The organism is Bradyrhizobium sp. SZCCHNRI3043 (genome assembly GCF_032377735.1).
Lineage (GTDB): Bacteria > Pseudomonadota > Alphaproteobacteria > Rhizobiales > Xanthobacteraceae > Bradyrhizobium.
The window spans coordinates 44,036-65,864 of record NZ_JAUHID010000004.1 but is presented as its reverse complement, the minus strand read 5'-3'; the positions used below and the strand labels follow the sequence as shown (position 1 = coordinate 65,864).

The following is a 21,829-nucleotide window of genomic DNA, read 5'->3' as shown; positions in this document are numbered from 1 at the left end:
GGCAGTTGGATCTGCCGGACCAGACTGCGGCTGCGGCCCAGGCGCTCGCCGATTTCGGAAATCATCCCAGCCGAGAATCGCCGGGATCTCGCCGATTTTGGAATTCCTCTGCAGTTTCAAGGCCGAACAGATCACGCCGCCGACAGCCTCATGCGCCGGTATTCGGTCGGCGTCACCCCGGTCACCGCCTTGAAGGCGCGGTTGAAGGGCCCAAGCGACTGGAACCCGGCGTCCATCGCGATGGTGATCACGGGCACCTCGGCCTGGGCCGGATCGGCCAGCGCGGCCTTGGCCTCCTCGATGCGGTGGGCGTTGAGGAAGGTATTGAAATTGCGGTAGCCGAGCTCGCCATTGATCAGCCGCCGCAGCCGGTATTCAGGAATGGAGAGCTTCGTCGCCAGCACGCCGATCGTGACGTTCTCCTGGCGATAGATCCGCTCGTCCGCCATCAGTCGCATCAGCGTGTCGACCAGCCTGCGGTCGGCGGCTTTCGGAGCCACCTCTTCGGGCACCGCAGCCGGTGGCGCCTCCGGCGCGAGCACGTCGCCGGCACCGACCTTGAGCAGCATCAACGCAACGGCGCCGACCACGCCCAAGAACATCGCCGCATTGATGACATTGGCGAGCTCCGACGGCCCGCTGCCGGCGGACGCGATCTGCAGCAGCGCGTTGACGCCGCCGTAGGCCATCGCCGCGATGACGACGAAGGCGCGGATGCGCCGCCGCCCCTCGACGAGATCCGCCGCCCAGGAACGGATGGTCTGCGCCAAGGTCAGGCCAAGGAAGCCGAGAGCCAGCACATTATTGGCGACGATCACGAGCCGTCCATGTCCGGCAGGCCCCAGCACGAGACAGCTCAGCAGGCTGAAGCCGAACACCGCGAGCCAGATCAGGCCGTGCAGCCAACGCAACGCAAAGCCGTCGTCGAACAGCGCGCGGCAGAACAGCCAGAGCACGACGATATCGGCGGTCGCCAGCGCAATCAGCGGCGCGGAAGCGAGCGATGGCGCAGCCGTGCCGCCGATGTTGAAGGTCGCCGCATGCGCGGCCGAGCCCAGCGCCAGCGCGATCGCGAGCCGGCCGCGCCATTGCCTGCCGAGATCGCGTCCCAGCGCGACGGCGAGCACGGCCAGCAGCGCGATAGCGGCGGCGCGAAGCGCGAGATCGAGGCTTTCGAGCGTCATCGTCACAAGTCCATTGTCAGCGGCGGAACTCTAGGCCGCAGCTTCGCTCCGTTCAAATCAAGCAAACGCGGCGACCTCCTGCCCTGCCGTCGCCTCAGCAAAGCTGCTAAGCTGGCGCGACCACATTGCAGGAGCGCCCCATGAGCTGGCAGCCATCGATCGATCCCGAGTTCGGCGATCCCACCTCGTGCGATGCGCTGGAGCACGTCATCGTGCCGCGCACCCGCGATCTCGGCGACGGCTTTGCGGTGCGTCGCGCGCTGCCGCATGGCCGCCGGCAGATGGTCGGGCCGTTCATCTTCTTCGATCATTTCGGCCCGGTGCAGTTCATGTCCGGTAAGGGCATGGACGTGCGGCCGCATCCGCATATCGGGCTTGCCACCGTCACCTATCTGTTCGACGGCGCCATCATGCATCGCGACAGCGAGGGCAACGTGCGGGAGATCCAGCCCGGCGCGATGAACCTGATGACGGCGGGCCGCGGCATCGCCCATTCCGAGCGCACGCCCGACCTGCAGCGGCAGAACGGGCAGAAGATGCTGGGCCTGCAGAGCTGGATCGCGCTGCCGGTCGAATCCGAAGAGATCGCGCCGAGCTTCCAGCATTACGCGGCCGACGCGCTGCCGACGGTCAGCGACACCGGCTTCTCCGCGCGCATCATCGCCGGCCGAGCGTTCGGCGCGGTCTCGCCGGTGACGATGGTCTCGCCCTGGTTCTACGTCGAGGTCACCGCGCAGGCCGGCACGGTCGTGCCGCTCGATCCCGACCACGAGGAGCGCGCCATCTATATCGTCGACGGCGAGGTCGAGATCGCGCGCGAGCGCCACGAGGGGCCGCGGCTGCTGGTCTTCCGCCCTGGAGACGCCATCAGCGTGCGCACGGTCAAGCCGACCCGGATGATGTTCCTCGGCGGCGACGCGCTGGAAGGGCCGCGCCACGTGTGGTGGAATTTCGTCTCCTCCAGCAAGGAGCGCATCGAGCAGGCCAAGCAGGATTGGAAAACCGGCCGCTTCGCCGCCGTTCCCCAGGAGCACGAGTTCATTCCGCTGCCGGAATAGGCTATTGAGAGCGCAACGCTCCCGTTTCGAAAGCCCCGCACGATGACCACGCTCCTCACCAGCAATCTGCCGCTCCCGAAGATCGGCCGCGGCAAGGTCCGCGACATCTATGCCGTCGGCGACGACCGCGTGCTGCTGCTCACCACCGACCGGATCTCCGCCTTCGACGTGGTGATGAACGAAACCATCCCGATGAAGGGCGCGGTGCTGACGCAGATCTCGGCGTACTGGTTCAATGCGCTCGAAGGCGTCGTGCATCACCACATGATCTCGGCCGACACCGACGCGATCATCGCCGAGGTTCCGGAACTCGCGCCGCATCGCCAGGAGATCCTGGGCCGCGCGATGCTGTGCAAGCGCACCACTGTGTTCCCGATCGAATGCGTGATCCGCGGCTATCTCTCCGGCTCGGCGTGGAAGGAATACGCAGCGAGCGGCACGCTCGCCGGCGAGCAGCTGCCTGCAGGCCTGGTCGAGAGTCAGAAGCTGGAGCCCGCGATCTTCAGCCCGGCGACCAAGGCCGAGACCGGCCATGACGAGAACATCACGATCGCGCGGATGCGCGAGGTGGTCGGCGACGAGACGGCCTACACGCTGGAGAGCATGACGCGCGCGGTCTATACGCTCGGCGAGGCGCTCGCCCGCGAACAGGGCATCATCATCGCCGACACAAAATTCGAGTTCGGCCGCGACAAGGACGGCCACATCATCCTGATCGACGAGGTGATGACGCCTGACAGCTCGCGCTTCTGGGCCGTCGACGCCTATCAACCGGGCCAGCCGCAGCCGAGCTTCGACAAGCAGCCGCTGCGCGACTATCTCGACGCCGAGCGCCGCGCCGGCCGCTGGAACGGCGACGCCCCGCCGCCGCCTCTGCCGCAGAGCGTGGTGGATGCCACCAGCCAGCGCTATCTCGAAGCGTTCAAGCGGGTGACGGGGAGTGAGCTGAAGATCTGAGGATCGCAGGTTCACGCGTCGACGTTCGCACTTGGGGTTGAGCTATCTCGTAGGAGCTCATAACTAACAGAGTGCTTCGGGGACCCCCACCCCCGACCCCTCCCCGCAAGGGGGAGGGGCCAATCCGCGGCCGCGTTCTTCGCTGACACGAAACTTCTCCGCTCTTCTGCGAGTGAATTTGGCGAGAGGCTCGCTCTCCTTCTCCCCTCCCCCTTGCAGGGAGGGGTCGGGGGTGGGGGACCACTCGACGAGACCATCATGATGCGCACAGACGCATCAACACGTCCCGCGGCGCCATCGCGCCCGAGTTGATCGCATCAAGCCCCTCGAAATTGCCGAGGGTGCAGGGAAGGCCGGGAGCTGGCTGCCCCCATGGCCCGCCTGCTCAAAAAAATGCAGGCGGCAGGTACCACAGGTTCAGCCGAGACATCCCGGCCCTCCCTGCGCGATGGGTTTAACGGCTGCTCCGTACTCTCCCCGGGGACCGGCTTGTTTGCCCCCGTCGCCCGCAACGACCGAACGAGCGTCACCGCACGAACGTCATCGCGAGCTTGACGCCAGCATCGGGGCGCCAGGACCACACGGCTTGACCGTCCGCGAGCTGCCATTCGTCAGCGCAAGAGCGCCCGACAGGCACGCGGCCACCGCTCCCCGCCTCTACGTATCGTGACGACGCGTACGCCCCTCTGCATGAGGACGGGATGCGCGGACAAGAGCACGACTTCGGAAAAATAGCAACAACAAAATCCTGCAAGAGGAATTCGACGTCAAATTTTTCGATAGCTGACGCAAGACGTGTGCTCCTCGCCTCGATCGGCAGCGCCGAATGACGCCCTGACTAGGTTCTTTTTTGGCCGGAGTTTCTTCTGCTAGATCTCTTTGACGCGGAGCGGCACGACCATATCGGCCGAATGACCTCGTCCGGGCCAGTTTCCCCAGACGACTTCCGCGCGGAACGTCCGCCCGCGACAGTGCACGGTCAGAACCTCTCCGACGATCGGCGCGATACCTTCGCAATAATTTTCATCCCGGCGGAGCTCCTTCTCGGTAACGAGCTCTCCAGACTTGAGAAGTATCCGTCTGATCCAATAAGGCATCTGTGATTTTTCGAGCTATCGAAGCCACGGCGTCTGTTGTCCCCTGCGGTCCCCGAAATGTCCGTCTAGTCCTCGAACCCTACGAACACCGTCGCGTCCTTCACCGACTTCCGCTCCGACACGACGGCATTGGCCGGGAAATCATGATCGGGCCAGCCGAGCGCGACGCTCTTCATGATGACCTGATCGTCGGCGATGCCGGCGTGCTCGCGGACCACGGGCGATTGCATGATGCCCTGGCTGTTGATGACGGCGCCGAGGCCGCGCGACCAGGCGGCGTTGACGAGCGCCGTGGTCACGGCGCCGCAATCGAACGGCGTGTCGTCGCTGCCGTCGAGCACGCGGTCATAGGTGACGATGATGCAGACCGGCGCATCGAACTGGCGGAAGCCGCGCAGCACCCAGTCCTGGCGCTTCTCCTTGTCGTCCCGCGCGATCCCCATCGCGGAGAACAATTGCTTGGCGACGCCGATCTGGCGCTCGCGGTGCGCGCCGTCGAACGGCTGGCCGATGCGAAACTCGCGCGACTGCGGCACGCCGGCCAGCATCCGCTCGGTGTTGCCGGCGCGGATGCGGTTGAGCGGCTCGCCGGTGATGACGTAGAAATTCCACGGCTGGGTGTTCATCGACGACGGCGCGCGCATCGCCAGAGCAATGATTTCCTCGATCAGCGCCCGCGGCACCGGATCTGGCTTGTAGCCGCGGATGCTGCGGCGGCCGAGGATGACGTCGTCGAACTGCATGTGTGTGATAGTCCCGTGATGACAACTGATCTGCCGCGAATATTCGCGGCTTTCCGGTTCCGGTGCAAGGTTGACGCGCGAACCGATCGGGGTGTCGCGAACACAGGAGGTTGTGATCGAACTATCCCTTCAGTATCGCCAGAACCACGCGCGCGAGATCGGCGGGACTTTCCACGAGGCGGTCGGCGCCGGCCGTCTCGAGCTCGTCGCGACTGCCATAGCCCCAGAGCACACCCAGGCTGCGCATCCTGACAGCGTGGGCGCCAGCAATGTCATGGCGGCGGTCGCCGACCATGATCCCCTGGGACGGCGCGATATTCCGCTCAGTGAGAATATGCGTGAGCAGCTCCGGCTTGTGGTCCAGCATGCCTGACGGCACCGAGCCGTGGATGGCGTCGAACAGCGACGCAAGATCGAGATGCTCGAGGATGCGGCGCGCAAACACCTCCCGTTTGGATGTCGCGAGATAGAGCCGCAAGCCCGCGCCATGCATCTCGTGCAGCGCGTCGCGAATGCCGGGATAGAGTTCGCTGCCGAACAGCCCGCTCTCGCCGTAATGCTGGCGATAGGCGGTCACCGCTTCGTCGACCCGGTTGTCGTCATAGGCCAGCAGCAGCGTCCGCAACATGTCCTGCAGCGGCGGCCCGATGACACTGCGGATATCGAGCGTCTCGTCCGGCGCATGCCCGAGCGTGCGCAACGCGGCCAGGGTGCTCGCGGCGATGCCGGGCTGGGAGTCGATGAGGGTGCCGTCGAGGTCGAGCAGGACAGAGTGAACCGAAGACATGTCCAATCATAGCGGCGGCCGCGAGAAGCGTAAACGACCGCTCCGCCCCGCGCTCACGCAGGCATCGGCTCCGCCGCTCGAACGGATGCATCAGGCCGATGGCATGAACAACTGCCCGCGGTCCGCCGCAGGCCTACCCTGTCAGGTAACTCCAGGGAAGGACCCACGCCGATGGCGCAGATCGCGACGATCGAAACCGGGCTCTAACGCATTCCGCTCGGCGTGACGCTGTCCGACAGCACGCATGGCGAGATGACGGAATTCGAGCTGAACACCTGCCGTGTGCGCGATGCCGACGGCGCGGAGGGCGTGGGCTACACCTACACGGTCGGCCGCAATGGCGGCGCCGTCGCCGATATCCTCGGACGGGAGATTCCCGAATCTGATCACGCGTCACGAGGCCGACGACACCGAGGCGATCTGGCACCGGGTGTGGTGGGGCCTGCATTTTGGCGGACGCGGCGGACCGACCGTGCTGGCGCTGTCGGCGCTCGACATCGCGCTGTGGAACCTCAAGGCCCGGCGCGCGAACCTGCCGCTGCGGTCTCGCGCGCCGCACAGCCGGCCTAAGCCTTTGCGCTCGGACGGCTCGACACCTCGCCGTACCATCGCTTGAGATGGCGGAGATGATCCGGCGGGTCGAGCTTAGCGCGGGCCGCGAAATCGACCGTCACCATGGCGCTGATGTCGGCAATGGTGAAGTCCGGCCCGCAGACGAAGGCGTGATCGGCCAGCCGCGCGTCGAGCCAGGCGAAGTAGTGCGCGACGCGCAGACGCCCCCGCTCGGCGAGCGCCGGGATCTGCTCGAGCGGCAGCGCGCCGGGCAGTGCGCGGCTCTCCAGCCCCGGCGCACTGTTTCGGAACGCTTCCTGAATGGCATAGATGCCGTCCCACTCGATCCGCCGGACCCAGCATTCGATCACGGCGCGCTCCTCCGCATTGCGTCCCATCAGAGCCGGCTTGGGATGCTGCTCCTCGATGTAGCGGCAAATCGCGATGATGTCGGTGATCGCAGCGCCGCTGTCGAGCTTCAAGACCGGAACCGTGCATTGCGGGTTCAGCGCGCGAAATTCCGGCCGAAACTGCTCCCCGGCGCGCAGGTCGAGCTGGACGGTGGGAATCGTGAGGCCCTTCTCCGCAAGGAAGATGCGCACGCGGCGCGGGCTTGGCGCGGTGGCGGAATCGTAGAGCCTCATGAGCGTCCTCTCTGCGGGATTTTGGCTGGAAGCAGCGGGATGGTGCCGCTACTCGGCGCCGAAGATCTCGTCCTGATCCATGCGCACCGCACGCAAGGCGCGGGTCCGGCGCCACTCCTCCAGCTGCACCCATGTGGCGTAGGTGATCAGCAGTGAGCGGCGGCGCGCGCCGCTGCGGTTGCGCGTCGCACCGTGCAGCATGTTGACGTCGAACAGCAGGATGTCGCCGGCCTCGCCCGCCGTGACGAACGCCGAGGACGCGGCCTGCGCATCGTCCGTGTCGGGGCGATGCGAGCCTGGCGCCACTTGCGTGGCACCATTGTCGGGGCCGAAGGAATCGAGAAAGGCCAGCGCGGAGACGGAATCGGTGCGCCGGCGCTCGACGCTGTCGCGATGCAGCGGCTGCGCGCCGCCATCGGCACACGGCTCGCGCCCTTCGACCTGGCCGAGGAAGAACGGCGCCTTCAGGACATGATGCACGGCGGCAAGCATCACCGGCAGGCGGCAGACCTGTTGCACCGTCGCATCGAGATCGACCATGGCGTGCCGCCAGTCGCGGCCGCGCGGCACCGGCCATTGCTCCGAGGGCAGCGTGCCGGACTCGAACGCATCGCGCAGTGGCGCGATCCAGTCCGCCGGGATCGCACCGCGCAGCAGCAGATAACCGTCCTCCCCCAGCCGATGCGCATCGGCTTCAGAAAGCCGGCCGACGCCGGTGCGCGCGGGTGCCGCGGTCATGGTTGAGCTCGCAATCTCGAGGTCAGTGGCAACATTCGGCATGGTCGATGATCAGACGGCTCTCGGCAAGCGGCTGTCCTGGATGGGCACGGCGCGCGGCGGCGCGCGCTTGCGTTCATCCGGCTACGGCCGTGACACGACGGCGCGACGGCTGAGCCCGAAGGAGATCCCGCACTGAGGCGATAGGTCGCGCGCGGCGCATCGGCCCGGCAAGGCGCCATTAATCACCCGTTAACCTCATCGACCTACGTCTTCTTGCAACAGACGGCAACGATCAGAAACATAGAGAAGAGAGCGTTCAGACTTTTCGGAAGAGCACATGGCGATCGTCCAAAGCACCAGCCAGATCTCTCCCGCGATGGAGCGGGTCTATCACCAGAGCAACCTGCTCGGCGAATGGAAAGGCAGCTGGACGGCCAGTGGCCAGGCGGTGAGCTTCAAGGTCGTCAACATTCGCGGCGCCGCGGCGACGGTGGAATACACCCACAATGGACGGACCGAGCGCGGCATCGGCCAGGTCAACGGCTCGACCATCGACTTCGGGTCCGTCACGCTCGGCACCAAGAACGGCAAGAACGCGGTGCTGCTGTTCTCGGCCGGCGGCGGCAAGGCCACGGCGATGCTGGAAAAGCAGGCGCCTCCCGCCGAACAGAGCAACCTGACCGGGAGCTGGGCCGGCTATTCCGGCGAGAACGGCATGAGCGCGAGCTTTCGCGTGCTGTCCGTCACCGGCAAGGAGGCGCAGGTCAGCGTCACCGCCAATGGCGTGACGCGCCAGGGCACCGGCATCGTCTACAAGAACGTCATCATGTTCGGCCAGACGCAGATCTCGACCGACGACGGCAAGACCGGCAAGGTCATCTACCAGGTCGGCAACAAGTCCTACATGGTGCCGGTGGACAAGCTGCCCAAGACGGCCTGAGCGCAGGCGTCCAAAGTTCACACCCCCGCCATCATCACATATTTGATCTCGAGATATTCCTCGATGCCGTGGTGCGAGCCCTCGCGTCCGAGGCCGCTCTCTTTGACGCCGCCGAACGGCGCCACCTCTGTCGTGATCAGGCCGGTGTTGACGCCGACCATGCCGGACTCCAGCGCCTCCGCGACCCGCCAGACCCGGCCGAGATCGCGGGCGTAGAAGTAGGAGGCGAGACCGAACGGCGAGGCGTTGCACATCGCGATGACGTCGGCCTCGTCCTTGAACCGGATCACCGGCGCGAGCGGGCCGAACGTCTCCTCCTGCGCGACCAGCGCGTCCGACTTCACGTCCGACAACACGGTCGGCTCGAAGAAGGTGCGGCCGAGCGCATGGCGTTTGCCGCCGGTGACGATCCTGGCACCGCCCTTGACCGCATCGGCGATGTGGCGCTCGACCTTCTCGACCGCTTCCTCGTTGATCAGCGGGCCCTGCGTCACGCCGGCCTCGGTGCCGTCGCCGATCTTCATCGCCGCGACCTTGGCGGCGAGCCTCTCGACGAACTGGTCGTAGATGCCGTCCTGCGCATAGAGGCGGTTGGCGCAGACGCAGGTCTGGCCCATGTTGCGATATTTCGAGACCATGGCGCCTTCGACAGCCGCATCGACGTCGGCATCGTCGAACACCACGAACGGCGCGTTGCCGCCGAGCTCGAGACCGAGCTTCTTCACCGTTCCGGCCGACTGGCGATACAGGATCTTGCCAACCTCGGTCGAGCCAGTGAAGCCTATGAAGCGCACGGACGGATGCTCGCACAGCACCTTGCCGATCGCAGGTGCATCGCCGGTGATGATGTTGAGCGCGCCCTTCGGCAAGCCGGCGCGTTCGGCCAGCACGGCGAGCGCCAGCGCTGACAGCGGCGTCTCGTTGGCCGGCTTCAGCACCACGGTGCAGCCGGCGGCGAGCGCGGGAGACACCTTGCGGGTGATCATCGAGTTCGGGAAATTCCACGGCGTGATGGCGCCGCAGACGCCGATCGGCTGCTTCAGCGCCAACAGGCGCGCATCCGGCTTCTGGGTTGGGATGGTCTCACCATAGACGCGGCGCGCCTCCTCGGCGAAGAACTCGATATAGGCGGCGCCGATGTCGACCTCGCCGAGCGCCTCCGTCAGCGGCTTGCCCTGCTCGGAGGTGAGGATCAGCGCGAGATCCTCGCGGTTGGCCGTGATCAGCTCGAACCATTTGCGCAAGGTATTGGAGCGCTGCTTGGCGGTCAGCCTGGCCCAAGCCGGGAACGCGCGCGCGGCAGCTTCGACGGCCCGCGTCGTCTCCTCAGCACCGAGCTGCGCCACCTTGGCGAGCTCGGCGCCGGTGGCTGGGTTGACGACGGGGAACACCGGCGAGCCGACCCAGGCACCATCGATGTAGCACTGCTCGCGCAGCAGCGACGGATCCTTCAGGCGGTCACGCAGGCTCGGAGCGGCAGTGGAGGCGCGGGCGGCGGCGGGCGGTGTCATCGGGTTCCTCCTCGAAAGCGAGCGAGCTTTCCCCCGAATATAGCCACGCGCCGGCCGAGGCGCACGGCTCGTGCCCCTCCTCAACGGTACATTCGATCCGGCGATCCGTGCCTGTACGGCACCAAATGCTGAATGACGAGGAGTCGACCAGGATCAGGCCGCGCCGCTCATGTAGGTCTCGCGGCGGCCGATCATGCGCTCCGCCGCCGCCTTGGCGTCGGCCTTGGTCGAGGTCGCGCAGGTGCGGTATTCGAGATCGGGCAAGGAGGCGGGATCGCGGCGCCCGAACCACGATTTGTGGCCGACGGGCAAGAGCGCCAGCGCCTGCGCCACATTGTCGACCGCTCCGAACGAATACAGCGCACCGGTCGCAGCGATGCGCACCTCATAGATGCCGGGCGTGATCGGTGCCTCGATATTGTCACCGCGCCCCGGGCGGGGATACCGCTTCCACTCGCTCCACGTCGAAATCATATCGCCCCCAACGGCGGACATTGCCGCCAAAAACACGTCATCGGCTCGAAAAGGCCGGTCCTTCAACCCTTTAATGCAAAAATGGTTGCAACTCACAACAGTCGCAAGCCCATGGTGGGAACATGGCCCCCATGTGTCGGCCTCGCGGCTAGGTGGAACTAATCATGATTCTGGCGAAAAATTGAAGCGCTGTGGCCTTGCCGTGGCGCTGTTGTCCCCGCCTGCTTCGTCCGCGCCGCATCATCACGAGATCGCGACCGGCCGTTCGACCGACGGTCCTTGCTGGCCGGGCCGGCCCGAGGAACAATCGCCTACCGTCATCAAGAACGGAACGGAGGAGACCATGCAGAACAAGACCGACATCGACGGCGTGCTGCGGCAGAAGGCGGAGGCGGGAGAGATTCCCGGCGTCGTCGCCGTCGCCGCTGACAGCAACGGCATCATCTATGAAGGCGCCTTCGGCAAGCGCGACCTCGGCCGCGACGATCCGATGACCGCCGACAGCGTGTTCTGGATCGCCTCGATGACCAAGGCCATCACCTGCGCGGCCGGGATGCAGCTGGTCGAGCAGGGCCGGTTGTCGCTGGATGCCCCGATCGGCGCGGTGCTGCCCGACCTCGCCGCGCCCAAGGTGCTCGACGGTTTCGACGCCAATGGCGAGCCGATCCTGCGGCCGGCCAAGACCGCGATCACGCTGCGCCATCTGATGACCCACACTGCCGGCTTCTGCTACGACATGTGGAACGGCGACATGGCCACCTATGTGCAGAAGGCCGGCACGCCCGGCATCATCACCTGCAAGAACGACGCTCTCAAATTGCCGCTCGCCTCCGATCCCGGCACGCGCTGGGAATACGGCATCAACATCGATTTCGTCGGCAAGGCGATCGAGGCCGCGAGCGGCCAGACGCTCGACGCCTATCTGCGCGACCATCTGTTCGCGCCGCTCGGCATGGACGATACCGGCTTCAAGCTCGGTCCATCGCAGCGCGCCCGCCTGGTCGGCATGCATGCCCGCGGTGAGGACGGCACCCTGGCGCCGATCCCGTTCGAGCTCGAGCAGGAGCCGGAATTCCACATGGGTGGCGGCGGGCTCTACGGCACCGCCGGCGACTACGTCCGCTTCACCCGGATGATCCTCAACAACGGCCGCGGCAACGGCAACCAGGTGCTCAAGCCTGAGACGGTCGCGGCGATGCGCGACAACCATATCGGCGAGCTGGAGATGACGAAGATGGCCGCGGCGGTGCCCGGTGTGACCAACGACGTCGATCTCTATCCCGACATCGTCAAGAAATGGGGCTTGAGCTTCATGATCACGACGGCGCAGACGCCGGAAGGCCGCAGTGCCGGCAGCCTCGCCTGGGCCGGCCTCGCCAACACCTACTACTGGATCGATCCCGCGCGCGACGTCACCGGCGTGATCCTGATGCAGCTCCTGCCGTTCGCAGACCGGCTGTGCCTGGAGACGTTTGCAGGCTTCGAGCGCGGGGTCTATGCCGGACTCGATGCCGCGGGCGGACAGAAGGCGGCGTGAGCAGACTGCCAACTGATTGGAGTGAGCTCGGAATGAGTTAGTTGGCGTCATGCCCGGGCTTGGCCCGGGCATCCACGTCTTCGGTCCCGCAGCTCAATAAAACGTGGATGGCCGGGTCAAGCCCGGCCATGACGGTGGAGAGAGTTGTGTCTCCGGTGAAAAAGAACGCGTGACCACAGCTTCGACCTACACCTTCAGTCCGTTCTGGGCCGCCAATTCCTTCAGCGACACCTGCGGCCTTGCGCCGATGTGCTGGATCACCTCGGCGGCGGCGAGGCCGCCGAGGCGGCCGGCCATCTCATAGCCGGTCTTGCGCACCAGCCCGAACAGGAAGCCGGCGGCGAACAGATCGCCCGCGCCGGTGGTATCGACCAGGCTCTCGATCGGATGCGCCGGCACCGAGATCACGCCGTCGTTCGACACCACGACGCAGCCCTTTTCGCTGCGGGTGACGATGCCGAGCGTGGCGTCCTCACGCAGCTGCTTCAGGGCGCCGTCGAAATCCGAGGTCTGGTACAGCGAATGCAGCTCGGCCTCGTTGGCGAAGACGAGATCGACGGTGCCGCCGCGCATCAGGTCGAGAAACTCCTCGCGATAGCGATCGACGCAGAACGAATCCGACAAGGTCAGCGCGACCTCGCGTCCGGCGTCATGCGCGATCGCCGCCGCCTTCACGAACGCATCCTTGGCGTCCTTCGGGTCCCACAGATAACCTTCGAGATAGATGAAGCGCGCCGCCGCAATCTGCGCGGGATCGATGTCCGCGGCGGTGAGATTTTGCGCGGCGCCCAGATAGGTGTTCATGGTGCGCTCGCCGTCGGGGGTCACCAGGATGTAGCAGCAGCCGGTCGCCGGGCCGTCGGCAGCGGGCGCGGTATCGAAGGTCACGCCAGCGGCGCGGATATCATGCCTGTACATCCTGCCGATCTGGTCGTCCTTGACCTTGCCCACGTAAGCGGCACGCGCGCCCAGGCTGGCGAGGCCAGCGATGGTGTTGGCCCCCGAACCGCCGGACATCTCGGTGGCCGGGCCCATATCGGCATAGATCGCGGCCGCGCGGGCCTCGTCGATCAGCGCCATGCTGCCCTTGGTCATGCCGTGCCGGGTGAGAAAGGCTTCATCGGCATGCACCAGCACGTCGAAGATCGCGTTGCCGATCCCGAGAACATCGTATTTCGCGTCAGTCATCCACTGGCCCCGTTTACGGCGTTTTGCAAACGCTGCGGCCTATCACAAGCGGCGCTGCTATAGAAGCCTGATGATCCGCTCATTCGTGACTGTGTTGTCAGGAACACTGGCCTCGCGCCTGCTCGGCTTCGTCCGGGATGCGCTGATGGCCGCGCTGCTCGGCGCCGGTCCGGTCGCGGACGCATTTCTCGCGGCGTTTCAGCTCGTCAACGTCATCAGGCGATTGCTGACGGAGGGCGCGCTCAATGCAGCTTTGGTGCCGGCCTGGCTGCGAATATACCAGCACGGTGGCACAATGCAGGCGGCAGCCTTTGCCGGGCGCGTGCTCGGCACGGTCAGCGCCGGCCTGCTCGCGGCAACGCTCGTGCTGGCGCTGCTGATGCCGTTCGCGATGACGGTGCTCGCACCAGGCTTCGCCGGTGAAGAGACGCTCACCCTGGCCGTCAATGATGCCAGGCTGATGCTGCCCTATCTCGCCTTCGCCGGCCCCGCGACCGTGCTGCTCGCACTCTCCAGTGCACGAGGCCGCTTCGCGCTGGCCGCGTTTGCGCCGCTGCTCTTCAACGTCGCGCTGATCGTCGTGACCATCGTGCTGCTGATGCAACATCCGGATCCTGCGAACGCCGCGCTGCTGCTCGCCGCAACGATCGGCGTCGCCGGGCTGCTGCAGCTCGCCGTCCTCGCGCGGCGAGGCCGCGATAGCCCCCTCGCCTCGCCGGTGCGCGTCACCTTCCATGCGGAAATGCGCGGCTTCTTCGCCAAAGCGCTGCCCGGCATGGTCGCCAGCGCCGGCCCGCAACTGATCGCGGTCGGCGGCGCGATCATCGCCTCCGCCTCGCCTTCCGCGGTCTCGTGGCTGTATTTCGCCAACCGCCTCATCGAGCTACCACTCGGGCTCGTCGGCGTTGCCATGGGCACGGTGCTGGTGCCGGAGCTGACGCGCGCGCTGCACGAGGGTAACAAGCAGGCGCTGGCGGAAGTGCAATCGCGCGGCCTCGAACTGACGATCGGGCTCGCGCTGCCTGCGGCGCTCGGACTGATGATCCTGAACGAGCCGATCATTCGTTTGCTGTTCGAACATGGCGCGTTCAGCTCGGACGATGCCGCCGCGACGGCGAAGGTGCTGACATGGCTCGCGGCGGCATTGCCGGCGCAAGTACTGACCAAGGCGCTGCAGCCTGCCTTCTTCGCGCGCGAGGACACGCAGACACCGCTGCGCGCGACGCTGATCGGATGCGGTGTCGCGATCGCGCTGGCGTTCCTGCTCGCACAATTGTTTGCGGCAAGTGGCATCGCGGCAGGGCTCGCGCTCGGTGCCTGGGCCAATGCGGCGGTCCTGATCCGGCGTGGCGCCACGAGCTTCGGCTTCGCGCTTCCTCCCGCCTCGCGGCGCCGGCTGCCGCGCATCACCCTGGCCGCCGCGATCATGGGCACCGTCCTCTGGACCGTCGCCGGACGCTTCGCCGGCACGTGGAGCAGCAGCCATCTCGGCGCGGCCGTGCTGCTCGCCGCCCTGATCAGCGGCGCCATCATCCTCTACGGAGTGCTTCTATTGTCCCTGGGCGCCGTAAGCTGGCGCGAAACCGTCCGGGCGATCCGGCAAAAGCCTGCCGGCGACTTGCACCTTTGAGGCGCACGTGCCAAACGACCCCCCAAAATCATCATCCGGAACAGTGACCATGGCTTTCGTGGAACGGGTTTTCTCGGGCGTCCAGCCGACCGGCAACCTCCATCTCGGCAACTACCTCGGCGCGATCGTCAACTTCGTGAAGATGCAGGAGACGCACAACTGCATCTATTGCGTCGTCGACATGCACGCGATCACCATGCCGATCGAGGTCTGGGGCGGCCCGGCCGAGCTCGCGCGCAACACCCGCGAGGTCACCGCCGCCTTCATCGCCGCCGGCATCGATCCGAAGAAGCACATCGTGTTCAACCAGAGCCAGGTCTCCGGGCATGCCGAGCTCGCCTGGATCTTCAACTGCGTCGCGCGCATCGGCTGGCTGAACCGCATGACGCAGTTCAAGGAGAAGGCCGGCAAGGATCGCGAGAACGCATCGGTCGGCCTCTACGACTATCCGGTGCTGATGGCCGCCGACATCCTGCTCTACCGCGCCACCCATGTTCCGGTCGGCGAGGACCAGAAGCAGCATCTCGAGCTCTCGCGCGACATCGCGCAGAAGTTCAACAATGACTACGGCGACTCGATCCGCAGCCACGGCTTCGGCGACGGCCTGTTCTTCCCGCTTCCGGAACCCTTCATCACCGGTCCCGCGACGCGCGTGATGTCGCTGCGCGATGGGACCAAGAAGATGTCGAAGTCCGATGCCTCGGACTATTCGCGCATCAACCTGACCGACGATGCCGATACGATCGCGCAGAAGGTCCGCAAGGCCAAGACCGATCCGGAGCCGCTGCCGACCGAGGAAAAGGGGCTGGACGCACGTCCCGAGGCCGACAACCTCGTCGGCATCTACGCCGCGCTATCGGACCGCAGCAAGGCCGACGTGCTCAGGGATTTCGGCGGCGGCCAGTTCTCCAGCTTCAAGAACGCGCTGGTCGAGCTGTGCGTCACCAAGCTCGGGCCGATCGCCGCCGAGATGAAGCGCCTGACCGCCGATCCCGGCTACGTCGAGTCCGTCCTGGTCGACGGCGCCGACCGCGCCCAGGCCATCGCCGCGGAGACGATGAAGACCGCCAAGGACATCGTCGGCTTCATCCGCAAGCCCTGACCGGAGCAGCACGGCGCGAGCTCCGAAGTCGGCCTTGCTGCCGTAGCCCGGATGAGCGAAGCGACATCCGGGATCGCACGAGCTGGGTGCTTGAACCCGGATGTCGCTCCGCTCATCCGGGCTACTAGGAGCCGCACCACCGCTGTCATTGCGGGCGCAATGGAACCCGCAGCCCTCTCCCCAACGGAGGCGGGCTGTGGCAGCATCGCAGCCGGATCGACTTGCAGCAGCAGGCGGGAACGCGATGGCGGCGCAGCGGCAGAGCTACCAGACCGGCCATGCGCCGAAATGCCTGGTCGTGGTCGACGACAGCGAGGAGTGGGACCGCGCGGTCCGCTATGCCGGCCGCTGGGCGGTCCGTTCCGGCGGCCGTATCGTCATGCTGCACGTCATCGAGACGGAGGACCAGAACCAGCAATGGCTGGGGGTCGCCGACCTGATGCGGGCCGAGGCGCAGGAGCAGGCGCATGCCGAGCTCGACCAGGCCGCGGCGCTGCTGTCGGCGATCGGCGTGACCGCGCCGGAACGGGTGATCCGCGAGGGTGAGCCGACGGCGCAGATCCTGGAGACGATCGAGCACGACAGCGACATCGCGCTGCTGGTGCTCGCCGCCCATTCCGGCCCCGAGGGCCCCGGCCCGCTGGTCACCCATGTCACCAAGACGAGCGGTGCCTTCCCGATCCCGCTGGTGATCGTGCCGGGCGATCTCGGTGACGCCGATCTCGACGCTCTTTCATAGGCTTAGATCGGAAACGCCGGCCATGCCCCCTTGATCGTGCGCGCGCTCGCGCCATCTGATATGAGGACACCACAGGCCGACCTTGAACCGGCGCTGCCGGAGAAAACCATGTTCATCCAGACCGAAGCCACCCCCAATCCCGCCACCTTGAAGTTCATCCCGGGCCGCGTCGTGCTGCCTGCTGGCACGATGGAGTTCGGCAGCCGCGACGCCGCCGCGCGCTCCCCGCTGGCCGAGCGCCTGTTCGCCGTCGACGGCGTCACCGGCGTGTTCTACGGCGCCGATTTCATCACCGTCACCAAGAGCGACGGTGAGTGGCAACACCTCAAGCCGGCGATCCTCGGCGCGATCATGGAGCACTACATGTCGGGAGCGCCGCTGCTCGCCGATGGCAGCGCCGCCAATGACGAATCCGCCGACGAGGACGACGAGTTCTACGACGAGGCCGACACCGAGACGGTCGGCATGATCAAGGACCTGATCGAGAGCCGCGTCCGCCCGGCCGTAGCCAATGACGGCGGCGACATCACCTTCCGCGGCTTCAAGGACGGCATCGTCTATCTCAACATGAAGGGCGCCTGCTCCGGCTGCCCGTCATCGACCGCGACCCTGCAGCACGGCATCCAGAACCTGCTGAAGCACTTCGTGCCCGAGGTGGTCGAAGTCCGGCCGATGTAGCAAGCCAATGGCGAATGGGGTTGGCGAATAGATCTGCGCGCCAATCGCCATCTGCCTCTGCTCACGCTGCGTTGCCGACGGTGGCGGCCACGGCCGCCGCCCGCCGAATGCTCCACGATACCTCGCTGGTTGCCGCGCTCTGCGCGCCATGCCGTCGGTGCCGATCCCGAGCACGGGCTTGCGAGCGATTGATCGCCTCGACCTGGACCGTCGGGCATGGCCTTTGCGACCGGATGGCGCGGCGGCCTGAACGTCGAACGGGACGATCATTCCAATAGCCCGGAAAGATTTGCTTAAATGAGCGCCAATTCAGTAGTTTGCGTTCTCGGTCGTGCGTCTTGATGCGTTTTTCCCGATCAGGATGTAAGAAAGCGGCAACCGACTTTCTCAAAGCCCCAAAAAGGTATTCGGCGCTCCCTTCAATGCGAATCTGACCGGATGTTGATCCTCGCCATCGATACTGCCCTCGACCATTGCGCGGCTGCCGTTCTGGACACTGATTCGGCCGCGATGCGCGCCGAGGAAACGCTGCCGATGAAGCGCGGCCACGCCGAGGCGCTGATGCCGCTGATCGCGCGCGTAATGCGCCAGTCGGGCGTCGGCTTCCACGAGCTCGACCGCATCGCGGTAACGACGGGTCCTGGTAGTTTCACCGGGCTGCGCGTCGGCCTCTCCGCCGCGCGCGGCATTGCATTGGCGGCGCACAAGCCGGTCGTCGGCGTCACCACGCTCTCGGCCTACGCCGCACCCATCGTCAGCGAAGACCGCACCAACCCGGTGATCTCGGCGATCGATGCCCGGCACGACCATGTCTACTACCAAGTCGTGAGCGGCAGCGGCGAAGAGCTGGTCGCGCCTCAGGTCGCTGCGATCGACGACGTCTTGGCGGTCGCGCGGCTCGGCGCCCCACACCTCATCGGCAACGCCGCGGCGCTGCTGGCCGAACGGTGGCCTCCGGAAGCCGCCGCGCCAGTTGCGGTCGACTCGCAAAACGGACCCGACATCGCCTGGGTTGCCTGGCTCGGCGCGGCCGCGGACCCGGCGCACGCGCCGGCGCGGCCGTTCTATCTGCGCGCGCCCGACGTCAAGCCGCCTGCCGGCGCGGCGCGCGCGCCGGCGCGGACGGCCCTCTCGTCATGAACATGTTCTTCCGCTGGCTCGGCAGCCCCAAACCGTTGATCGAAGCGGCCGCGCCGCGCGACGCCGCCAGGCTCGCCCAGATCCACGCCGCCTCGTTTCACCGCGGCTGGGGCGAAGGCGAGTTCGAGGCCATGCTGGCCGAGCGCAACACCATGATCCATCGGCTGCGGCTCGGGCGGAAACTCGTCGGCCTCATCGTCTCGCGAATCGGCGCGGACGAAGCGGAAATATTGTCGGTTGCACTTGACCCAAATCAGCGCGGCCGCGGATTTTCTCGTGATCTGCTGCTGCAGCATCTCGGGCACCTCGCGGGGCGCGGGGTCCGGACGGTCTTTCTCGAAGTGGAGGAAAACAACCAGCCGGCCCGCCGACTCTATGAACGCGCCGGATTTGCGACCGTGGGCCGTCGGGAACGCTATTACCTTCAGCCCGGCGGGGAACAGTTGAATGCGCTTCTGATGCGCCGGGACTTGTCGTAACCTGCGCTTGGTGGCAGAAAGCGCATCCTTGAGGCGAGACACGATGACCTCCTTGAAAACCACGCCAGCGCTCAATTCCACGGGAATCGAGGCCCGCTGTGCCGCCACCGGCATGCGCATGACCGAGCAGCGCCGCGTCATTGCCCGCGTGCTCGCGGAAGCCTGCGACCATCCCGACGTCGAGGAGTTGTACCGGCGCTGCGTCGCCGTCGACGACAAGATCTCGATCTCCACGGTCTATCGCACCGTGAAGCTGTTCGAGGATGCCGGCATCATCGAGCGCCACGATTTCCGCGAGGGCCGCGCCCGCTACGAGCAGATGCGCGACAGCCATCATGATCATCTGATCAATCTGCGCGACGGCAAGGTGATCGAGTTCACCTCCGAGGAAATCGAGAAGCTGCAGGCCGAGATCGCCCGCAAGCTCGGCTACAAGCTGGTCGACCACCGGCTGGAGCTGTATTGCGTGCCCCTCGACGAAGAGACGAATGGCTGACGCAGCGCCGGCTTCCAGCTTCGATCTCGTCATTTTCGATTGCGATGGCGTGCTGGTCGACAGCGAGGTGATCTCCTGTCAGACCCACGCCGACGTGCTCAGCCTGTGCGGCTATCCGATCACGACCGAGCAGGTGTTCGCGCGGTTCCTGGGCCGCTCCCTGAAACAGGCGAAGCTCGAGGTCGAGGCCGAGCTCGGCCACAGCCTGCCCGACGATTTCAACCCGAAACTGCAGGACCGCCTGTTCCGCGCCTTCGAGCAGGACCTCGCGGCGATCGACGGGATCACGGAGGCGCTCGACACCATCGACGTGCCGGTCTGCGTCGCCTCCTCCGGATCGCACCAACGCATGCGCGTCAGCCTTGGCGCCACCCGGCTCTACGATCGCCTCGCCCCGCACATCTTCTCGTCCTCCCAGGTCGAGAACGGCAAGCCCGCGCCCGATCTGTTCCTGTTCGCCGCAGCGCAGATGAGGGCGCGTCCCGGGGCCTGCGTGGTGGTCGAGGATAGCTTGGCCGGCATCCGGGGCGGTGTCGCCGCCGGCATGACGGTGCTCGGGTTCCATGGCGGCAGCCACTGCCGGCCTGGGCACGCCGACAATCTGCGCGCGGCCGGCGCCACCCTGGTTTTCGACGACATGCGGCAGCTGCCGGCGATTCTGGGCCGGCTGTCCGAGAAAAAGCCCGCGGTCGCTGGATTTTCGGCCCCCTAGCCTATATTTGAGCGCGGCGCCGCATTGGCGCGCCTCCGACTGCATGCAAGGGTTCATGACGCCGCCGCGCAAGCTGCACATCAAGTCCTATGGCTGCCAGATGAATGTCTACGATGCCCAGCGCATGGTGGACACGCTGGGCTCCGAGGGCTTCGTCGAGACCGCCGAGGCCGGCGACGCCGATCTCGTGATCCTCAACACCTGCCACATCCGCGAGAAGGCCTCCGAGAAGGTCTATTCGGAGCTCGGGCGGCTGCGGGTCGCGAAGGAGGACGCCGCAAGGGCTGGCCGGACGATGCAGATCGCCGTGGCCGGCTGCGTGGCTCAGGCGGAAGGCGAGGAGATCATCGCCCGCGCCCCCACCGTCGACGTCGTGGTCGGCCCACAGAGCTACCACCATCTGCCGCAGCTCCTGGCCCAGGCCCGCCGCGGCGAGCGCGCCATCGAGACCGAATTCCCGGCCCAGGACAAGTTTGGCTTCCTGGCGAAGCCCAGCCGCGAGGCGATCCGCGCCCGCGGCGTCTCGGCCTTCGTCACCGTGCAGGAGGGCTGCGACAAGTTCTGCACCTTCTGCGTGGTGCCGTATACACGCGGCAGCGAGATGTCGCGCGCAGTGGCGCGCATTGTCGACGACGTGACGCAGCTCGCCGAGAACGGCGTTCGCGAGATCACCCTGATCGGCCAGAACGTCAACGCCTATCACGGCGAAGGCCCTGACGGCCGGCCCTGGACGCTGGGGCGGCTGCTCTACAGGATCGCCGAGATTCCGGGCGTGGCGCGGCTTCGCTACTCGACCAGCCATCCCAACGACGTCGACGACAGCCTGATCGCGGCGCATCGCGATCTCGGAGCGGTGATGCCGTTCGTGCATCTTCCGGTTCAGTCGGGATCCGACCGAATCCTGAATGCCATGAACCGCAAACACACTGCGTCCGATTACCGGGATGTCGTCGACCGTTTTCGCGCCGCCCGTCACGACATTGCATTCTCTTCGGATTTCATCGTCGGGTTCCCGGGCGAGACCGAGGAAGATTTTCGCGCCACCCTCGCGCTGATCGATCAAATCGGATACGCTGCAGCCTATTCATTCAAGTATTCGCCGCGTCCGGGAACTCCGGCAGCGGACATGCAGGAGATGGTGTCAGCGACCGAGATGGACGAGCGATTGGAGCGCCTCCAGAGCTTGATCGACAGCCAGCAAGCAGCCTTCAACAAGGCCGCGATCGGCCAGGTTGTCGACGTGCTGTTTGAGCGCGCGGCGCGCAAGCCCGGACAGCTGGTCGGACGGACCGCGTATCTGCAGCCGGCCCACGTCATGGCCTCCGACGACATCATCGGTCAGGTTCTGCCGGTGCGGATCGACAGCCTCGAACGCTACAGCCTGCTCGGCGAGCTCATCACGGCCGCGCCGGCAGCGATCTCCCCCACGCCCCTTGTATCCATCGGAGGCTGAGCACTTGC

General features: G+C 66.2%; 22 protein-coding genes and 1 pseudogene. 15 read left to right on the top strand and 8 right to left on the bottom strand.

Annotation, left to right across the window (positions count from 1 at the left end):
* Positions 1 to 131 precede the first annotated feature (131 nt).
* On the bottom strand, positions 132 to 1,184 hold the full coding sequence (locus QX124_RS11375; protein ID WP_315797198.1) for a helix-turn-helix domain-containing protein: 1,053 nt from the start codon (positions 1,182 to 1,184) through the stop codon (positions 132 to 134).
* Between the two features lie 140 nt (positions 1,185 to 1,324).
* Here QX124_RS11375 and QX124_RS11370 point away from each other — a divergent pair, with 140 nt between their 5' ends.
* Entirely contained in the window at positions 1,325 to 2,242 is a 918-nt protein-coding gene (locus tag QX124_RS11370; protein ID WP_315735540.1) for a pirin family protein, read from the top strand.
* Positions 2,243 to 2,284: 42 nt separating this feature from the next.
* Entirely contained in the window at positions 2,285 to 3,199 is a 915-nt protein-coding gene (locus QX124_RS11365) for a phosphoribosylaminoimidazolesuccinocarboxamide synthase (protein WP_315797197.1), read from the top strand.
* A 1,162-nt stretch (positions 3,200 to 4,361) separates the two neighbouring features.
* Here QX124_RS11365 and QX124_RS11360 read toward each other — a convergent pair.
* Positions 4,362 to 5,039: a nitroreductase gene (locus tag QX124_RS11360; RefSeq protein WP_315735543.1), complete on the bottom strand. Its 678-nt coding sequence runs from the start codon at positions 5,037 to 5,039 to the stop codon at positions 4,362 to 4,364.
* Between the two features lie 121 nt (positions 5,040 to 5,160).
* Positions 5,161 to 5,826, bottom strand: coding sequence for an HAD hydrolase-like protein (locus tag QX124_RS11355; RefSeq protein ID WP_315797196.1), 666 nt, complete (start codon positions 5,824 to 5,826; stop codon positions 5,161 to 5,163).
* Positions 5,827 to 6,036: 210 nt separating this feature from the next.
* On the opposite strand from QX124_RS11355, the pseudogene QX124_RS11350 reads away from it, so the two are divergent.
* Positions 6,037 to 6,367: pseudogene (locus QX124_RS11350) on the top strand (uroporphyrinogen decarboxylase); the annotation flags it as partial.
* A gap of 25 nt (positions 6,368 to 6,392) precedes the next feature.
* Here QX124_RS11350 and QX124_RS11345 read toward each other — a convergent pair.
* Both QX124_RS11345 and QX124_RS11340 read right to left on the bottom strand, forming a co-directional pair.
* Positions 6,393 to 7,022, bottom strand: a complete 630-nt coding sequence (locus tag QX124_RS11345) for a glutathione S-transferase (protein WP_315797195.1) — start codon at positions 7,020 to 7,022, stop codon at positions 6,393 to 6,395.
* 48 nt (positions 7,023 to 7,070) lie between these two features.
* On the bottom strand, positions 7,071 to 7,760 hold the full coding sequence (locus tag QX124_RS11340; protein WP_315797194.1) for a phytanoyl-CoA dioxygenase family protein: 690 nt from the start codon (positions 7,758 to 7,760) through the stop codon (positions 7,071 to 7,073).
* On the opposite strand from QX124_RS11340, the gene QX124_RS11335 reads away from it, so the two are divergent.
* Together QX124_RS11335 and QX124_RS11330 are read left to right on the top strand one after the other, a co-directional pair.
* On the top strand, positions 7,759 to 7,938 hold the full coding sequence (locus QX124_RS11335) for a hypothetical protein (RefSeq protein WP_315797193.1): 180 nt from the start codon (positions 7,759 to 7,761) through the stop codon (positions 7,936 to 7,938). The two genes, QX124_RS11340 and QX124_RS11335, sit on opposite strands and share 2 nt — an antisense overlap.
* Positions 7,939 to 8,079: 141 nt before the next feature.
* Positions 8,080 to 8,682 carry a hypothetical protein gene (locus QX124_RS11330; RefSeq protein WP_315797192.1) on the top strand — a complete coding sequence of 201 codons (603 nt, stop codon included), beginning with the start codon at positions 8,080 to 8,082 and terminating at the stop codon, positions 8,680 to 8,682.
* Positions 8,683 to 8,699: 17 nt separating this feature from the next.
* On the opposite strand, the gene QX124_RS11325 is transcribed toward QX124_RS11330, so the two are convergent.
* Both QX124_RS11325 and QX124_RS11320 read right to left on the bottom strand, forming a co-directional pair.
* On the bottom strand, positions 8,700 to 10,193 hold the full coding sequence (locus QX124_RS11325) for an NAD-dependent succinate-semialdehyde dehydrogenase (RefSeq protein ID WP_315797191.1): 1,494 nt from the start codon (positions 10,191 to 10,193) through the stop codon (positions 8,700 to 8,702).
* 153 nt (positions 10,194 to 10,346) lie between these two features.
* Positions 10,347 to 10,667 carry a hypothetical protein gene (locus QX124_RS11320; RefSeq protein WP_042338461.1) on the bottom strand — a complete coding sequence of 107 codons (321 nt, stop codon included), beginning with the start codon at positions 10,665 to 10,667 and terminating at the stop codon, positions 10,347 to 10,349.
* 343 nt (positions 10,668 to 11,010) lie between these two features.
* On the opposite strand from QX124_RS11320, the gene QX124_RS11315 reads away from it, so the two are divergent.
* Complete coding sequence (locus QX124_RS11315; RefSeq protein WP_315797190.1) at positions 11,011 to 12,204, top strand: serine hydrolase domain-containing protein; 1,194 nt, start codon at positions 11,011 to 11,013, stop codon at positions 12,202 to 12,204.
* Positions 12,205 to 12,390: 186 nt separating this feature from the next.
* On the opposite strand, the gene QX124_RS11310 is transcribed toward QX124_RS11315, so the two are convergent.
* Positions 12,391 to 13,392, bottom strand: a complete 1,002-nt coding sequence (locus tag QX124_RS11310; protein ID WP_315775805.1) for an adenosine kinase — start codon at positions 13,390 to 13,392, stop codon at positions 12,391 to 12,393.
* A 70-nt stretch (positions 13,393 to 13,462) separates the two neighbouring features.
* Between QX124_RS11310 and murJ the strand changes: the two genes are divergently transcribed.
* The 9 genes from murJ to miaB all read left to right on the top strand — a co-directional run bounded on the left by murJ (position 13,463) and on the right by miaB (position 21,821).
* The gene (gene murJ, locus QX124_RS11305) at positions 13,463 to 15,022 is read left to right on the top strand and encodes a murein biosynthesis integral membrane protein MurJ (RefSeq protein ID WP_315797189.1); all 1,560 of its coding nucleotides are present in this window, start codon (positions 13,463 to 13,465) and stop codon (positions 15,020 to 15,022) included.
* Positions 15,023 to 15,071: 49 nt separating this feature from the next.
* Entirely contained in the window at positions 15,072 to 16,124 is a 1,053-nt protein-coding gene (trpS, locus tag QX124_RS11300; protein WP_315797188.1) for a tryptophan--tRNA ligase, read from the top strand.
* 244 nt (positions 16,125 to 16,368) lie between these two features.
* Complete coding sequence (locus tag QX124_RS11295; protein WP_315716941.1) at positions 16,369 to 16,863, top strand: universal stress protein; 495 nt, start codon at positions 16,369 to 16,371, stop codon at positions 16,861 to 16,863.
* Between the two features lie 108 nt (positions 16,864 to 16,971).
* The gene (locus QX124_RS11290; RefSeq protein ID WP_315784395.1) at positions 16,972 to 17,541 is read left to right on the top strand and encodes a NifU family protein; all 570 of its coding nucleotides are present in this window, start codon (positions 16,972 to 16,974) and stop codon (positions 17,539 to 17,541) included.
* A gap of 438 nt (positions 17,542 to 17,979) precedes the next feature.
* On the top strand, positions 17,980 to 18,681 hold the full coding sequence (gene tsaB / locus QX124_RS11285; protein WP_315797187.1) for a tRNA (adenosine(37)-N6)-threonylcarbamoyltransferase complex dimerization subunit type 1 TsaB: 702 nt from the start codon (positions 17,980 to 17,982) through the stop codon (positions 18,679 to 18,681).
* Positions 18,678 to 19,160, top strand: a complete 483-nt coding sequence (rimI, locus tag QX124_RS11280) for a ribosomal protein S18-alanine N-acetyltransferase (protein ID WP_315735571.1) — start codon at positions 18,678 to 18,680, stop codon at positions 19,158 to 19,160. The genes tsaB and rimI overlap by 4 nt, the downstream gene beginning before the upstream one ends.
* A 43-nt stretch (positions 19,161 to 19,203) precedes the next feature.
* The gene (locus QX124_RS11275) at positions 19,204 to 19,656 is read left to right on the top strand and encodes a Fur family transcriptional regulator (protein WP_315716937.1); all 453 of its coding nucleotides are present in this window, start codon (positions 19,204 to 19,206) and stop codon (positions 19,654 to 19,656) included.
* On the top strand, positions 19,649 to 20,368 hold the full coding sequence (locus QX124_RS11270; protein ID WP_315775809.1) for an HAD family hydrolase: 720 nt from the start codon (positions 19,649 to 19,651) through the stop codon (positions 20,366 to 20,368). Before QX124_RS11275 ends, QX124_RS11270 begins: the two co-directional genes overlap by 8 nt.
* 55 nt (positions 20,369 to 20,423) lie before the next feature.
* Positions 20,424 to 21,821 carry a tRNA (N6-isopentenyl adenosine(37)-C2)-methylthiotransferase MiaB gene (gene miaB, locus QX124_RS11265; protein ID WP_315775810.1) on the top strand — a complete coding sequence of 466 codons (1,398 nt, stop codon included), beginning with the start codon at positions 20,424 to 20,426 and terminating at the stop codon, positions 21,819 to 21,821.
* Positions 21,822 to 21,829 lie beyond the last annotated feature (8 nt).